This is a genomic window from Tateyamaria sp., assembly GCF_039945315.1.
GTDB lineage: Bacteria > Pseudomonadota > Alphaproteobacteria > Rhodobacterales > Rhodobacteraceae > Tateyamaria.
The window spans coordinates 30,696-45,986 of sequence record NZ_JBDUXB010000060.1; the positions used below are offsets into that span (position 1 = coordinate 30,696).

Here is a 15,291-nt window from a genome sequence, read left to right on the forward strand (position 1 = left end):
CGCGCAGAGTTGACCCATGCCCCATGATCATTCAGACTACGACCACCCTCATTCTTTGTTACCATCGGACCCTGCGCTGCGGGTCAAGGCGCTGGAAACCATCCTGACGCAAAAGGGCCTTGTTGACCCTGCTGCACTGGATGAAATCATCGATACTTACGAAAATCGTATCGGCCCGCGCAACGGAGCCGAGGTTGTCGCGCGCGCATGGAGCGATCCTGAATTTAAGGCGGCGTTGTTGGAGGATGCCGACCCAGTGTTGGCCGAGCTTGGGTTTTATGGTCGTCAGGGTGAGCATATGGTTGTGGTGGAAAACACCTACGCTGTGCACAACATGGTCGTTTGCACGCTGTGTTCCTGTTACCCTTGGCCGCTACTGGGCATTCCGCCGGGGTGGTACAAATCCGACGCTTACCGCGCCCGTGCCGTGCGCGAACCGCGCAAAGTTCTTGCAGAGTTTGGCGTGACCTTGCCTGAGGGGTGCGCTGTAAGAGTGTGGGATTCGACCGCTGAAGTGCGTTATCTTGTTCTGCCGCAGAGGCCCGAAGGCACCGAAGGGTTGGATACAAGTGCTTTGGCTGATCTGGTCAGCCGGGATTCGATGATTGGCTGTGGCCTTGCAGGTGCGTCATGACCCGCGTCCATGACATGGGGGGCCGTTTTGGCGACGGTCCGGTGATCCCGGAACCTGAAGACGTGAAATTCCACGCCGACTGGCATCCACGCGCTCTGGCTCTGACGTTGGCCTGCGGGTCGCTGGGATTGTGGAATATCGATGTGTCGCGTCATGCGCGTGAAGGGCTTGCCCCAAAGGACTATGCGCGCTTTGCCTATTACGAGAAATGGATTGCAGCGCTTGCGGATTTGCTGGTCGAAACCGGCGCGCTGAGCAAAGAGGAACTGACCGAAGGGCAGGCGCGGGCAGACAGCCCGCTGGCACAAAAAGTGCTGAAGGCAGAGGCGGTGGCGGGTGTCCTCGCGCGTGGCGGACCGGCAGACCGGCCCAGCAATGTCGCACCCCGTTTTGCGGTGGGTGAACGCGTGCGTTTGCGCGCACACCCCGAGAACAGGACAGTGCCGGGTGGGCACACGCGTCTACCTGCCTATGCTGCGGGATCACAGGCGCACATCGTCCGAATGCATGGTAGCCACGTTTTGCCTGACAGCAATGCCCACCACTTGGGCGAAGCGCCGGAACCCCTTTATGCCGTGGCATTACGCGCAGCCGACATCTGGGCCCATCCGGAACATCCCGATGACGAGGTGATCCTTGATGTCTGGGACAGCTATCTGGAACCGGCATGAGGCCGGAACCCGCATTCGAGGCCCCGTGGCATGCGCAGTTGTTCGCTCTGACTGTTCATCTTAACGAGGCTGGTGTTTTTGCGTGGACGGACTGGGCGACGCGGTTTAGCGCGACACTCAAGACGCACGGGTTGGCCCGAGACCTGAATGGCGGAGACGACTATTTCTCCGCCTGGCTCGAGACGCTGGAGAGCCTCTTGGCAGATCAAGAGATCGCTGCTCCAGAAGATGTGAAAGCGATGCGAGCAGCTTGGGAGGCAGCGTATCTGCGTACTGAACATGGATTCCCAGTCACGCTTTAGACCGGGCTCGGTTGGACGCAGACCTCCTTGTGCTACTTCATTTTTTTGATTTCTTTTTCCATGCCCTTCAGCAATTTTTTCTTTTGTTCAGTAATTTTTTTCCATTCTTTAAGCATAGATTTCATCTCGTTGCTGTCAGACATCTCACTTTCCATGGCCTTGAACTCTTTTTCGTCCTTGACCGTTTTCTTCATAACTTCGGACACGACGGAGGCGAACTTTTTTGACATATTTCAATCCCTTTTGCTGTCTAATGATACAGGTTGCTGAAGTAATACGTTCAAAGAATGCAGCTATATCTGGTCAAAGCAGGTGACAACTATCAGCCACATCTGTCAACAGGCGCTTATGGTTGCGTCTACTCGTCCACATCGTCCATATCGGCCTGACCGGAAAGAGCGCGGCGCACATGGCTCCAACTCAATCCGATTCCCAGAACAACCGACAGGGTGAGCAGGCCAAGCCAGGTGTTAAAGCCCGGATTGTCGAGGCTGACGAAGCCCAGATCATAGAGTACCCAAAGAATCGCGCAGACCAACGCCAAAACCAACATCATACCAAACGGCCCTATCGACCGCAGCGTCGCGCGTAGGTAGATGATATAGCCCACGACCAGTATCAGCCCGACGAGCACGGCGATCGATAGGTTCATCGACCCGTATTCAAGTACCCAGCGGACGTAGTTGAATTCAGTCGGATTATAGGTCGCTGCCAGCAAGCAGAGCGCACAGAGCCAGCGCCAGAAAAATCCCGTCATGATGTGCGTTCCTGATCCATGTCGCGGCGTCATGCCGGGAAATTTCGCCAAGCTCAAGCTTGGTAGCCCTTCCGCTTCGGTGTTTCTGGCAAGAAGAAAGTCAGATATCGGTTTGCCTCTGCCAGCGGCATCGCTATACCGGCGCGGGTTTCATCAGAAAGGGTCCAGCATGGCCAACGTAGTGGTTGTAGGCGCGCAGTGGGGCGATGAGGGCAAGGGCAAGATTGTCGATTGGCTGAGCGAGCGGGCCGATGTGATCGCGAGGTTTCAGGGCGGGCACAATGCGGGTCACACTCTGGTTATCGATGGCACGGTATATAAATTGCATGCGCTGCCATCGGGTGTGGTGCGTGGCGGCAAGCTGAGTGTGATCGGAAATGGGGTTGTGCTGGATCCGTGGCATTTGCTCAAAGAGATCGAAACGATCCGCGCACAAGGCGTTGAGATTACGCCTGAGACTTTGATGATTGCCGAAAACACGCCGCTGATTCTGCCGATCCACGGCGAGTTGGATCGCGCTCGTGAGGCACAGAATTCAGTCGCCAAAATTGGCACCACAGGGCGCGGCATTGGGCCAGCCTACGAGGACAAGGTCGGTCGCCGCGTCGTGCGTGTCGCCGACCTTGCTGATCCGGCCACACTTGAGTTGCGCGTGGATCGTGCGTTGGTGCACCACGACGCATTGCGCCGCGGACTGGGTCTGCCACCTGTGGACCGGGATGCGCTGCTGGCAAGCCTGAATGAGGTTGCGCCGCGTATTCTGGAATATGCCGCACCCGTCTGGAAGGCGATGAACGAGGCCCGCCGCGCAGGTAAACGTATTCTGTTTGAAGGAGCGCAAGGCGCGCTTTTGGATATTGATTTTGGCACGTACCCTTTTGTGACTTCGTCCAATGTCATCGCCGGTCAGGCTGCGACCGGTGTCGGCGTCGGTCCTGGGGCCATCGACTTTGTTCTCGGCATCGTCAAAGCTTACACCACCCGCGTGGGCGAAGGGCCGTTTCCAACCGAGTTGGAAGACGAAGATGGCCAGCGTCTGGGCGAACGGGGACATGAGTTTGGCACGACAACCGGGCGTAAGCGCCGTTGTGGATGGTTTGATGCCTGCCTTGTGCGCCAGACCTGTGCGACCAGCGGCGTGAACGGTATTTCGTTGACCAAGCTGGATGTGTTGGACGGCTTTGAGGTGCTCAAGATTTGCGTCGGATACGAGCTTGATGGCAAGACGCTTGATTACCTGCCCACGGCTGCCGATCAACAGGCCCGCTGCACACCTGTCTATGAAGAGATGCCGGGCTGGTCAGATTCGACCGAAGGCGCGCGCAGTTGGGCCGATCTGCCGGCCAACGCGATCAAATACGTCCGACGTGTCGAAGAGTTGATCGATTGCCCAGTGGCCCTACTTTCCACCTCACCCGAGCGGGAAGACACGATCCTTGTCCGCGATCCTTTTGCTGATTGAATGAGGTGCCAATGGCGCTGCGTTACAAGACCCGGAAACGGCTGGCTCTGCTGATATTGGTGGTGGCCTTGCCACTCTATATCATCGTGGCACTGAACGTGGTTTCAGCGTTCGAGCGCCCATCAATCCTTGTGGAGCTGTTGATCTATGTGGGTCTGGGCGTAATCTGGGCGTTCCCTCTCAAGTTTGTGTTCAAGGGAATTGGACAGCCTGACCCGGACGCGTGACCCGGTTTCGGCGGGGTTGAGCAGTATATGGGGCGAGGGACGACCGTGCTAAGGTAGTCTTGAGTGAGCAGTCTGTGATCGATTGTGCCTGATGGCCGATAGAGAAGCGTGGGCATGAAGCGGGCTTTGCAAAGTCCGGTCTGGTTCCTGACTTCGGAGCTGAGACCCGAGTGCAGCGAACGGCAACTTTGAGCCCATAGCACAGTGCTGGTTTCCAGCTCTGCCACGATTGCAACATTTCGTTTGGCGCAGATTTTCCAAAACGGTTCGGCTGTATGAAGCATTAGTGTCTTTTTTTGTGGGGCTGCAAATGCGATGTTCGGTAAACTCATGCTGAAAGACCTGCAGTAATTATGCGTAGACAGCCGCTTTCTTTCCTCGCAATGCGACACTTCAAAAGTCTTTTATTGGCATTGCTGTTCGGCCTGGTCGGCGTCGTGTTATCGGCATGCGGACCTTCGGTGCGGCAGTATGAAAAGACTGTGACACGCTCGCTTGCAGAACCACCGCAAAGCTATCTTTCTCGTCGCTCAAAATCACTTGGGAACCCAGAAGATGGTCGATCGGGCGTTCGCATGTTGTCCGACGGCGAGGAGGCTCTTGCCGCGCGGCTTCTTTTGGCTGCACGAGCCGAGCGTACAATAGATGCGCAGTATTATCTTCTGCACGATGATCCCACGGGACACATGTTTGCATCCAGCCTGGTTCGGGCCGCAGATCGCGGCGTACGTGTTCGGCTTCTTTTAGATGACATGGACACGGCCGGTTATGACACAATGACCGCCGCGCTTGATCTTCATCCAAACATAGAAATCAGGCTCTTTAATCCGTTCTGGCGGGAAAAAGGGAAAGCCCTGAACGCCCTGACTGACTTTGGACGGATCAATCGACGGATGCACAACAAGTCGATGACCTTTGACAATACCTTTACCATTGTTGGCGGTCGAAACATCGGTGCAGAGTATTTTCTGGCCAAACAGACGACAAACTACAGAGATCTGGACGTTCTTGCGACAGGTCCAGTTGTCCGCGAAGTTTCTGATAGCTTCGATGAATACTGGAACAGTCGTTTTGCAGTGCCAGCCCGTGTCGTTGTCGGCGAGCCGGAAGACCTGACATTGAAAGAGGCGCAAGCACGCCTTCTGAAACTGGAAAATGACGCCCGTCAGACTAAATTTGTAGAAGCCCTCATCAGGTCCGCCAGCACTGATTTCGCACGGGAAAATTTCAAGTTGGAGTGGGTGTCAGCAAAGGCTTATGCCGATCCTGTTTCAAAAATCGCACGCGAACACGATGAGGACGAAATTCTTGCGCGGCAACTTCTGCCATATTTTGAGAATGCCGGGGATGAAGTGCACATCATCTCTGCCTATTTCGTACCGCTCAACAGTGGTGTGACCTGGCTTGCTGGACTGGAAGAACGTGGCGTAGATGTCGAGGTCGTCACCAACTCTATTGCATCCAACGACGTCGCGCCGGTGTATGCGCACTATGCCAAAAAGCGCAGAGCGCTGCTGCGGGCGGGTGTCGAACTTTATGAACTTCGACCGGATTCATTGGAGCGCGACAAACTGGGTGTGAATTGGGATACCAGCCGCTCGGGCCTGCACACCAAAGCATTCACTGTCGACGACCGATATCTGTTTATCGGATCCTTCAATCTGGATCCGCGGTCGGTGAGGATCAACACCGAAATGGGAATAATGATCGACTCCCCCAGCTTGGCCCAACGGACGGTTGGTCAGTTAGAAGCGGCTTTGCCAAGAAATACATTTAAAGTGGAATTGACAGAGGATCAGCAGATGATCTGGCTGACAGAGAGAGATGACAAAAAGACGTCTCTTTACCGGCAGGAACCTAGCGGCACGCTGTTGCAGCATATCTGGGCCGGTTTCTTGGGAATACTTCCCATTGGATCCCAGTTATGATGTGCCGAAGAGCATTTGTTCCCGGTTTTTCTCTTTGCCAAATGGCAAGTCTGTCCACAGATTCGTCTTACGCCCTAAACTAACCAGTGTGCGCTTCGGGCAAAGACCGGTCATTGACCCATTAAGGATAAAGGGCAGCTAGGTCCTGCAGGGAGACTTTTCTCTGCAGCGCTTGTTCAAACAAAAAAGGCGCCCGAACAGAGGCGCCTTTCTCTTGTGATGTGTTCTCAGTCTTAGCCAGCCGCGCGTTGCTCGGGGCGGTAGCCTATGTCGCTGGTGACAGCAAAGCGTCCGCCGGAGATCTTTTCAATCTTGCCGGAGCGCAGCAACTGACCGAAGGAGCGCAAAGAGTCTTCGCGGCTGAAATCCTCTTTTTCGATCTGGCGCACTTTCTTCATGAGTTGTGGACGCGAGAACTGGTCCTGTCCTTCGACAAAACTGAGGTAGCTCGCGGCAGCTTCCAGAAGCGCGGGCAGGTCGTTTGCACCGAGGTCCGCGGCATAGTCTGCAAAGCTGTCAGCGCTTTGTCCGTCTTGCGTGACCTCCTGGGCGGCGGCAATTCGACGGGGCCGCACAGGGCCTTTAGGAGCAGCGTCGACATCAACGCGTTGCTCTGCCACCAGTTTCAGTGGGGCGGGGCGTGCGGTTCCCGGACGTTCGGCGCGGCTGGTCCCAACTTCGGGGCGGCGCGGTTTAACTACTTCGGCCAGATCAGAGCGGAAGGCGCCCTCATCCTTGATCGAGTCCTTGCCGATGCCAGAGTCGGCCTTCTTGGCCTGGACGGCGGCCTTTAGATGGGCAAAGGCGTCGCGGCGGTTGGTGCCTTCGGGCTCTTCCATCTGGTTTTCGGCTTCGGCCATCAGGCGGGTCACATCGTCGTCCTGCACATCCAGTGATTTGGACTCGGCGGCGATGGCTGGCTCTGCATCGTCCTCAAGAACATCTGTTTCTGCCGCGTTTGCGTTCACATCGGTTTCGCCAGCGTCGTTGTCGTCGGCCGTGAATTCAGCTTCGACCTGCGCCAGTTCCGCCTGCAATTCGGCCTCTTCGTGGTCAGAGAGGGTTGAAGCGGTTTCTTCTTCGGGAGCCTCGTCCTCGACCTGTTCAAGCTGGCCGCTGGCAAGGGCTGCGTCGATGTCGGCGCGTTTGACTTTGAAAACGCGGGCACGACGGGGTGCCTCTTCGGTTTCAGCGTCATCTGCCTCGGCTTCAACACTTTCGTCCATTTCGGCTGCAACATCTTCTTCTTCGTCAGCTTCTGCGCCGTCAAAGAGGTTTTCGCCTGCGCCGGTGGCATCGTCAGGTTCCTTGTCTGCGGCCATCAGGGCAGCGAGTGTATCGAGCCCCATGTCTTGATCTTCGGCGTCGTCGACCTTTGCAATAGCAGTTTCCTCCGGCGCTTCGACTTCGTTCGCGTCACCGCCGTCAAACCGGGCAAGAAGAGCGCTGAGTTCGTCTTGTTCCTGCGCTTCGGTTTCCTCGGCGACTGTTTCGGCATCATCGATGTCGAACGCTTCCTCGATGTCGCGCGCAGCTTCGGCCACAATGCCTTCGGATGTTTCGTGTTCGTCTGCGGCGATCTCTTCGGACGGAGTATTGACTCCGCCTTCGGATGGCAGGTCTTCGGCATGCTCGTCTTCGAACAATTCGTCTTCTTCGTCGTCGTAGTGACTTTGAGATACGACGGCCCGAATGCGTTGCAGTTTGGCGGCGATGGTGTCCTCGGCAGGAGCTTCTGGCGCTTCTGCTTCAACAGCCTCTTCGCTGTCTTCTTCGAACTCGTCGGTGACCTGATCTTCGGAGGCGGCAAAGAAGGCCTCTGCTTCAGACAGGCTTGGATCATCGTCCTCAGCAGTCTCTACTTCGGCTTCTTCCTGAACGAATTCGGGTGCCGGGGCCATGTCTGCGTCGGTCAGTTCGAGAACAGCATTTTCTTCTTCGGCCACCTCTTGAACTTCGGCCTGAACAGGGTCCTCTTCGAGAGCAGCCGCGATGTTTTCGACGGTCACTTCTTCGGTGTCGGGAGTCTCTGTCTCGGCTTCGTCAACGGCGCTTGCTTCGGCAACTGTTGCGGCGACAACTGCCGCGGCAATAGGCGTTGCTGCGGGCAGGGCGTCTGCCTCAGGATGTGCTTCCGCGTTTTGCAGGGGCTCTTCCTCTGCGGCGTCGGCGGCGCTCAGTACAATGCGGCCATCGTGATGGCGCGCTTCGACGCGGCGGGAAATCTCGCGTTCTGCAATGCGTGTCAGCATCTCGGCGTCTGGTACCGGTGGTTCGGCACCAAAGTAGCGATCGTCAGCGGCCAGGTCGCGGAAATACTCCGCTATCGCCTTCATCGTGCCAAAGCTGTCGTCGAAACCTTCCAGCGTACACGAAAAGGTGCCGTAGGAGACTGTCAGAATTTTGTTATTCATCGTCATCGGATGCTCGTCCTCTGCCTGTTTGCGGAGGGTTGTAGGCTACGATCCCGGACCAAAGCGGCCCGAATCTATGATCTTTATCGTATCATTTTGAGGCGACATTGTGATCTGTTTCAGGAAACTGCATTAAAAAGCCATGAAGCAGATGATAGTTCAGAGCCCCAATCCCGTGACTCTTTTGGGTGGTGGAGATGCGTTAACCGAGGATGTTAAGGCTGCGATGGCCTTTGCGTCTACCTGCGTCGCCGCCGACGGAGGGGCTGAATTGGCCGCCCGCGCCGGTGTGTCCCTGGACGCGGTGATTGGGGATTTTGATTCAGTGTCACCCGAAACACTGGCGCTGACCCCCTCGGATCGCCGGCACCATATCGCTGAACAGGACAGCACGGATTTTGATAAGGCGCTGCGCAATATCGAAGCGCCTGTTGTTCTTGGCGTTGGGTTTCTGGGCGCGCGGCTGGATCATCAGCTGGCTGCGCTCAACGTGCTTGCATCCCATCCAGCTCGCGCGTGCGTGTTGTTGGGCGCCACTGAGATTGTGTTTTTGTGCCCGCCCGCACTTCGCATCGAGACGGGCGCAGGAGATGTTGTGTCGTTGTTTCCACTTGCGCCTGTGACTGGCACATCGTCCGGTTTGCGATGGGAGATTGATGGGTTGGTCCTTGATCCTGTGGGGCAAACGAGCACCTCGAATGCGGCCACGGGGCCGATTGCGCTGGCCATGGATAACCCGGCCATGATCGTGATGCTCCCGCGCCGGTATCTGGGCGCGGTTACGCAGGCGCTGGCGTTTGCGCCTCCAGCCGCGCGATGGCCCTCTCACGCAGGACAATATAGAGCCCCGACGCAATCGTGATGCAGATACCAGTGGCTGCAAGGCCGTTAGGCAGATCGGAAAAGATGATCAGGCCGATGATCGTTGCCACGGGAATTTCAAGGTATTGCATGGGTGCGAGCGTGGCCGAAGGGGCGAACCGTAAGGACCATGTCATCAACAAGTGAGCGAGTGTTCCTAGAATCCCGATGGCGGCAAGAAGTACCATTTCACGACTGTCGACCTCGACGACTTCCAAAGGCGCAATGCCCGCGCTTTGGCTAAACCACAACAAAGGCCCCAGGATAAAGACGGCCATCACGCCGCTTGCCGCTTGAAGGCCGATGGGATCTGTTTGCTTGGCGATCTGCCGTGTTACCAACATGAAGAACGAAAAGTTCACGGCCACCACAAGCGGCAGTAGAGCGGGCCAGCCTACTTCGGCAAAGCTGGGTTGGACGACCAAGAGTGTGCCTATGAACCCAACGATGCAAGCCATGAGACGGCGGCTGCCGACCTCTTCGCCCAAAACGTATTTACCTAGTAACAACATGATGAACGGCATCACGAAGGCAATAGCGACCGCGTCGGCGAGAGGTAGATATTGCAGGGCTGTGAACATCGCCCCAATTCCAAAAATGTGCAGCACAGTACGCAAAGCGGTCAGTCGCAGCACCCGGCCGCGCATTTTCCACATGCGCCGTCCCAGCCAGACCAACGGGATCAGGATGATCGCCTGTATGGCAAAACGTACGAGCAGCAGTTCACCCAGCGGAACCGATTGGCCCAGCAGTTTGGCCACTGCGTCGCCCATCGGGGCCACAACGCAAAAACCCAGCATCAGGAAGATGCCGAGGAGAGGGCGGTCTTGGGTCATGAACGGCACCCTAACAGCGGTTCCCCATGGGGCAACGCTGCAATTGCAGCATGGGTGATGCGCTTTGGCGTCAGCCTGGCTGTCGATGGGTGGCACTGTTCCGCGCGATACGCGGAATGCGCCCATCCGCTGACTCTGTTTGCGGGATTAATGTCAGATTGGGGAGTTTGCCTCCGCAAACCCAAAGTTAGCAATTCGGGACATTCACAGCCAAGCCGCCCAGAGATGTCTCTTTGTACTTCTCGCTCATATCTGCCCCGGTCTGGCGCATGGTTTCGATGCAGGCATCCAGCGGCACCAAATGGGTGCCATCGCCGCGCAGGGCGAGGGAGGCCGCACTGACCGCCTTGATTGCGCCCAATCCATTGCGCTCGATACAGGGCACTTGGACAAGGCCGCGCACAGGATCGCAGGTCATCCCTAGATGGTGTTCCAGCGCAATCTCGGCGGCGTTTTCGATCTGTTGAGGGGTGCCGCCCATTACCGCGCACAGGCCCGCCGCCGCCATGGCCGCTGCACTGCCCACTTCAGCCTGACACCCGGCTTCGGCCCCGGAAATCGAGGCGTTGTATTTCACGAGCCCTCCAATGGCGGCCGCAGTGAGCAGGTAGTCTTCGACATGGGCTTCGGAACTGCCGGGCACGTGGTCAAGGTAGTAGCGCAAGGTTGCAGGCAACACGCCTGCCGCCCCGTTCGTTGGAGCAGTGACAACCTGACCACCAGCAGCATTTTCCTCGTTCACGGCCATGGCATAGACTGCCATCCAATCGTTGATGGTGTGCGGGGCGTTCAGGTTCATACCCCGTTCGGCCTGCAACTTGTCATGGATGTCCTTGGCGCGGCGCCTCACGTTCAGGCCGCCGGGTAGGGTGCCATCAGTGGACAGGCCACGCTCAAGGCAGTCGTTCATCACTTGCCACAGCCGTCCGGTGCCTGCGCTGAGGCTTTCGGGGGTGCCACGCGACACTTCGTTCGCGCGTTTCATGGCGGCGATGGACTTGCCGGAGTTCGCAGACATCTCCAGCATTTCGGCGGCAGACTTGAAGGGGTAGGGAACTGGCGCGCCTTCGTCCGTGGCCTTGCCTGCGGCCAGTTCTTCTTCGGTCATCACGAAGCCGCCACCGATGGAATAGAACACCTGTCGCAGGATCACATCGCCTTGGGCGTCGGTTGCCATCAGGATCATCCCGTTGGCGTGCCCGGTCAGTTGGGTGTCGTAGTCAAAGTTTAGATCGGTTTTGGGGTGAAAGTGCAGCGGGGGCAGGCCATCCGGGTGTAGTGTGTGGTCCTGGGCGAGTGCCGTGAGTGTCGCTTCGGCCTTCCCTTGGTCGTAAGTGTCGGGAACGAACCCGGCAAGACCAAGGATCGTCGCGCGGTCCGTGGCATGCCCCACACCGGTGAAGGCCAGGCTGCCATGCAAAGAGGCGCGCAACCCGGCGAACTGGAATGGAGAGGCGCGCATCATGTCCAGAAACCGAGCAGCCGCCACCATCGGCCCCATTGTGTGGGAAGAAGACGGGCCGATGCCGACCTTGAACATCTCAAAAACAGACAAAAACATATTAGAGGGCTGATCCTTCGGCTGGGTTTGGGCGTTTGGGGGCTGTGAATGGCATTGGACCCAGACCCTCAGCAGTGATGGCGCGGGTCGTTGCTTCGGTCTGCTCCATCCTGCGGGCAAAGTCCATCAGCCGCGGGTGATCGGATAGGTCGAACCACGCAGGCCCGCCGTAGATCGCACACCATCGCAGCAGTGGCGCCAGATAGCAGGACATGGCCGAAGGTGGTCCTTCGAGCCAGTCGCTGTCTTTGGCGTCTGCGAGCAGAGTGAGAAGCCGGGTGATCCGCGCGCGCGCCGGGCGGCGCAGGTCTTCGTGATCGCCATCCGTATAGAGATGCGGATAGAACAGCATCCGCTGGCTTGGGTGCAGGGTGTTGCCCAGCCAGACCAGCCATTTGATGGCCTGCGCACGGGCAGGTCCGTCCTGTGGCATCAACGCGCCGTGCCGTTCGTGCAGATAAAGCAGGATCGCAGTGGTTTCGAATATGACCCCATCGACAGTTTCCAGTGAGGGGATCAGACCGTTTGGGTTGAGGGCCAGATAGGCGGGGCTGGTTTGAGCGTTGCTGCTGCGATCGACCAGCCGGGTCTCAAATTTTTGATCGACGAAGTCCAGCGCGAGCCGGACGATCAACGAAGCATTGTCAGGGGCATAGTGGAGAACGTAGCGCATGGGGCAGGCGATACCACGGACCGCGCCGTGCGACCTGACAAAAGCGACCATTTTTGGAGCGCACAGCGCCAGCACGGCAAATCTACTGTTCAACAACCGCCGTTGGCGGCAAAGACCGTTTTATATCATTTGATACGAGCGACGGGGCTGTGACGTCTGACCTTTGCGCAAACATGTGTAAGAAATTTAGACATCGAACGGTATGCGTCGTTCCGGCGATTTCCACCTTCAGAATTTCCAGCGTGCACCAAACAGTACGGAAGACGCATCACGGTAGGTTTGCGCCGTCTCGCTCAGGCTGTACTCGCGATAGCCCAAGTATGCTTCAAGATTGGCAGCGTCAAAGGACTGAACAACACCAATACCAATGGAGTCAGAGTCAGAGTTCGGTGATGTCGTGTCGCTGCCTGAATAGTAGTCTATCGCTACTGCGGTAGAGCCTATCGAAAACCAATCGGTCTTGTACCCCAACTTGGCATAGCCATAACTTCCCGCTTCGTTGCTACGGCCGGCGGCGACAGTAACGTTGAAGCCGGTGTCATGCAGGAGGCTGAACGAGCCCACGGTGTTATGGCGCGTTACTCCGATGTCAAACTCCGTGCGGGAATAGGCCACCGCTCCGACCATTGTGGTGCTGCCAACTTCTCCGGAATAATACACTCCAAAGTCGGAGACTTTGTTATCCACATTCTCAAGGAGCACTTCCTCACCGTAGCTAGCGGACAGGCGGAAGCCGTTAAATGAACGTGTATCGTAGCGCACGCGGGCCTTACGGCTGCCGTCGTAGCTGGCAAATGCCGCGTTTATAGTCTTAGCAGTCAGAGCGCCCGCTGTTGTGCGGAAAGTAAACGCGCCGGCAGTGTCGGGGATTGAATTGTAAAGGACGAGCGTTGTGCCAGACAGATCTTGGCTTGAAGCTCCGTCGCTCGACATGCTCCCTTGTCCCAAATAGAACGTGCCGAATTGATCGACATTCCAGATCGCTTCGATCTTGCGGATGTTAGTGCGCCGCCATTCGAATGCATCAGGTTTGATGACTTGGTTCACTCCGCCAGACGGACGCAGGCCAAAAGACGTTTCCAGATTAATAGCGAATTCGCCAAAGTCCGTTGGATTGCGATACCACAACCCGATGCGCGTGTTGGAATTGGTGTTGTCCACGAGTTCACTCGTGGTCGAGACGCCATCGTCGAATGAAAGATACGCGGGGCTGAACTCGCCATAAATCTGAACAGAGCCGCCGTTTCCGGTGTCATATTTGAGTTCTGCCGCGACCTGGGTTGCACACACTGCGCAAACAATAGTCATCAGCACCCGTTTGATAGACGTTTGGTTCATAAGATCACCTCGGCTGGCGCGGGTACTTTCGTACCGTTATCTCCGGTCACCCTATTGCGGTAAGAAAAATCAGAAAAGGAGCAATCCTACCTTGTTGTGAAAGTTGTACCAAAGCTGGATTCAGATGTGTCTCTGTGGTGGCGCTTGAAACGTTTTGAGCCCAACACGTCCACCCAGCCAATGGCAGAACCTCATATTCTGAATCTGTGCCATGATTAATGCGACCTTAACCAAGCTCATATTGAATGAGGGCAGAAGGAGCTGCCCTATGCGAACAATTCTTGTCCTGCTTTCCGTGATTGCCTGCCTGATGCCGTGGCGCATGGCATTGTCGAACGGGATGACCCCGCCTTTTGCTATTCCAGCGGGTATGACACCAAGTCCACCGGATCATTGAAACCGCGCAAAGTTTGCGCGCCTTTTTCAATTCCTTTGGTCGGGCATAGAGCTGCAAAAGCGCCTGTGGCCAGCAGCGGAGTATCGAGCGTGCGCGTCATCCCCTCGCACCGGCTTGCAAGGCCTACCGCAGGCCCGGTCGCGGTGAAATCAAGGCGGCGCGTCGTGCCAACATTCCCGTAGATCACTGTGCCAACGTGCAGTCCGACCCCAAACTGGATTGGCGGAAGGTCCGCGTTCAGTCGGGCTTTGTTGGTATGAATGGCGCGGGCGAAGGCCTCTTGCGCGCTGGCGAGTGCGGCCGCGCACATGTTTGGGCGCGGCCGCTTGACGTCTTCAAAGGGAAAGATCGCGAGTACGCCGTCGCCGATAAACTTCAGCACCTCGCCGCCGTGTTCGGTGATGGCTGTGGCCACACAGTCGAAATAGGCATTCACCGTGTCGAGGTAGGTTTGGGTGTCCAACTCTTGTGACAAATCTACTGACCCACGCAGGTCAGAATACAGGATCGCACAGTCTATCTGCTGGCCGTCGCCACGCTCAATATGACCGGACAGGACCTGCTGGCCTGTAATGCGGCCCAGATAGGTCCCCATAAGTTCGTTGGCGACAAAGCGGTCATCCGCGATGCGCAGGCATATGCAAAACGGTGCGATCAGCCGTTCCAACCCATCCAGATCAGTTTCGGAGAAGCCTGAAAAGCGTTTGGTCGCGAAGGACACTGAGCCGCCTCGGAACGACTTACCATAGGTATCAAATAGTTCCTGGCGATGACCGTAAGTCCGACCGGCGGCATAGTAGGCTGTCATCCCTTGTTCCGCGAGATCCGCAAAGAGGGGGTAGCGCGCCACGTCGACGGGGTCAGTCAGATCGGCAAAGATGCGGTCGGTCTCTCCGCGCGATATGGTGCCAAAAGGAGCGTTGAATTCTGTCATTCTGCGGACGACATCGCGGTTCATTGCGTTGGTCTCGACTTTGCCGGTTTCACGGTCCCAAGACATATCCATCAATCCGATGACAGGGTGCAGCACGGTGCGCCCGACGCTGACCCGGGCCACAGGGACTCCGCCGTCGACCAGACGGGTGCACAACTCGTGGACCGTGGACACAATGTCTTCGTCGCCGAGGGCACGGTCTTGCAGCCATGCGATGATGTTTTCAAAAAGGTCGGCCACCTGCCATATGCTGCCATATGCCTCGATATGCAAAGCTCTTTCACGTTTGTTTCGCA

Annotated in this window: 15 protein-coding genes; 7 read left to right on the forward strand and 8 right to left on the reverse strand. The window is 57.0% G+C overall.

Annotated elements, in window-relative coordinates; genetic code table 11:
- The first annotated feature begins 16 nt into the window (after positions 1-16).
- From nthA to ABJD00_RS19800, 3 genes are read left to right on the forward strand one after another with little or no spacing between them, the layout of a single operon-like run.
- Positions 17-634: a nitrile hydratase subunit alpha gene (gene nthA / locus ABJD00_RS19790; protein WP_413831107.1), complete on the forward strand. Its 618-nt coding sequence runs from the start codon at positions 17-19 to the stop codon at positions 632-634.
- The gene (gene nthB, locus ABJD00_RS19795) at positions 631-1,305 is read left to right on the forward strand and encodes a nitrile hydratase subunit beta (protein WP_413831109.1); all 675 of its coding nucleotides are present in this window, start codon (positions 631-633) and stop codon (positions 1,303-1,305) included. The genes nthA and nthB overlap by 4 nt, the downstream gene beginning before the upstream one ends.
- Entirely contained in the window at positions 1,302-1,607 is a 306-nt protein-coding gene (locus tag ABJD00_RS19800; protein ID WP_413831111.1) for a nitrile hydratase accessory protein, read from the forward strand. The genes nthB and ABJD00_RS19800 overlap by 4 nt, the downstream gene beginning before the upstream one ends.
- 32 nt (positions 1,608-1,639) lie before the next feature.
- On the opposite strand, the gene ABJD00_RS19805 is transcribed toward ABJD00_RS19800, so the two are convergent.
- Positions 1,640-1,837 (reverse strand): hypothetical protein, encoded by a 198-nt coding sequence (locus tag ABJD00_RS19805; protein WP_413831113.1) that lies wholly within the window; start codon positions 1,835-1,837, stop codon positions 1,640-1,642.
- Between the two features lie 128 nt (positions 1,838-1,965).
- A complete protein-coding gene (locus tag ABJD00_RS19810) occupies positions 1,966-2,364 on the reverse strand; it encodes a DUF6524 family protein (RefSeq protein WP_413831115.1) in 399 nt (132 codons plus the stop codon).
- Between the two features lie 169 nt (positions 2,365-2,533).
- Between ABJD00_RS19810 and ABJD00_RS19815 the strand changes: the two genes are divergently transcribed.
- The 3 genes from ABJD00_RS19815 (at position 2,534) to ABJD00_RS19825 (ending at position 5,981) form a co-directional block, all read left to right on the forward strand.
- Positions 2,534-3,826 (forward strand): adenylosuccinate synthase, encoded by a 1,293-nt coding sequence (locus tag ABJD00_RS19815; RefSeq protein WP_108837272.1) that lies wholly within the window; start codon positions 2,534-2,536, stop codon positions 3,824-3,826.
- An 11-nt stretch (positions 3,827-3,837) separates the two neighbouring features.
- Positions 3,838-4,053, forward strand: a complete 216-nt coding sequence (locus ABJD00_RS19820) for a DUF2842 domain-containing protein (RefSeq protein ID WP_413831117.1) — start codon at positions 3,838-3,840, stop codon at positions 4,051-4,053.
- A 407-nt stretch (positions 4,054-4,460) separates the two neighbouring features.
- On the forward strand, positions 4,461-5,981 hold the full coding sequence (locus tag ABJD00_RS19825; RefSeq protein WP_413831119.1) for a phospholipase D family protein: 1,521 nt from the start codon (positions 4,461-4,463) through the stop codon (positions 5,979-5,981).
- 233 nt (positions 5,982-6,214) lie between these two features.
- On the opposite strand, the gene ABJD00_RS19830 is transcribed toward ABJD00_RS19825, so the two are convergent.
- Entirely contained in the window at positions 6,215-8,401 is a 2,187-nt protein-coding gene (locus ABJD00_RS19830) for a hypothetical protein (RefSeq protein ID WP_413831121.1), read from the reverse strand.
- 136 nt (positions 8,402-8,537) lie between these two features.
- Between ABJD00_RS19830 and ABJD00_RS19835 the strand changes: the two genes are divergently transcribed.
- A complete protein-coding gene (locus ABJD00_RS19835) occupies positions 8,538-9,257 on the forward strand; it encodes a thiamine diphosphokinase (protein WP_413849813.1) in 720 nt (239 codons plus the stop codon).
- Here the strand turns inward: ABJD00_RS19835 and ABJD00_RS19840 are convergent.
- From ABJD00_RS19840 to ABJD00_RS19860, 5 genes are all read right to left on the reverse strand, one after another.
- On the reverse strand, positions 9,175-10,092 hold the full coding sequence (locus ABJD00_RS19840; protein WP_413831125.1) for a DMT family transporter: 918 nt from the start codon (positions 10,090-10,092) through the stop codon (positions 9,175-9,177). The two genes, ABJD00_RS19835 and ABJD00_RS19840, sit on opposite strands and share 83 nt — an antisense overlap.
- Positions 10,093-10,279: 187 nt before the next feature.
- Positions 10,280-11,653 (reverse strand): L-serine ammonia-lyase, encoded by a 1,374-nt coding sequence (locus ABJD00_RS19845; RefSeq protein ID WP_413831127.1) that lies wholly within the window; start codon positions 11,651-11,653, stop codon positions 10,280-10,282.
- A 1-nt stretch (position 11,654) separates the two neighbouring features.
- The gene (locus tag ABJD00_RS19850; RefSeq protein WP_413831129.1) at positions 11,655-12,326 is read right to left on the reverse strand and encodes a glutathione S-transferase family protein; all 672 of its coding nucleotides are present in this window, start codon (positions 12,324-12,326) and stop codon (positions 11,655-11,657) included.
- 228 nt (positions 12,327-12,554) lie between these two features.
- Positions 12,555-13,664 carry a porin gene (locus ABJD00_RS19855; RefSeq protein WP_413831131.1) on the reverse strand — a complete coding sequence of 370 codons (1,110 nt, stop codon included), beginning with the start codon at positions 13,662-13,664 and terminating at the stop codon, positions 12,555-12,557.
- Positions 13,665-14,020: 356 nt separating this feature from the next.
- Positions 14,021-15,235, reverse strand: coding sequence for an adenylate/guanylate cyclase domain-containing protein (locus ABJD00_RS19860; protein WP_413831133.1), 1,215 nt, complete (start codon positions 15,233-15,235; stop codon positions 14,021-14,023).
- Positions 15,236-15,291: the final 56 nt, after the last annotated feature.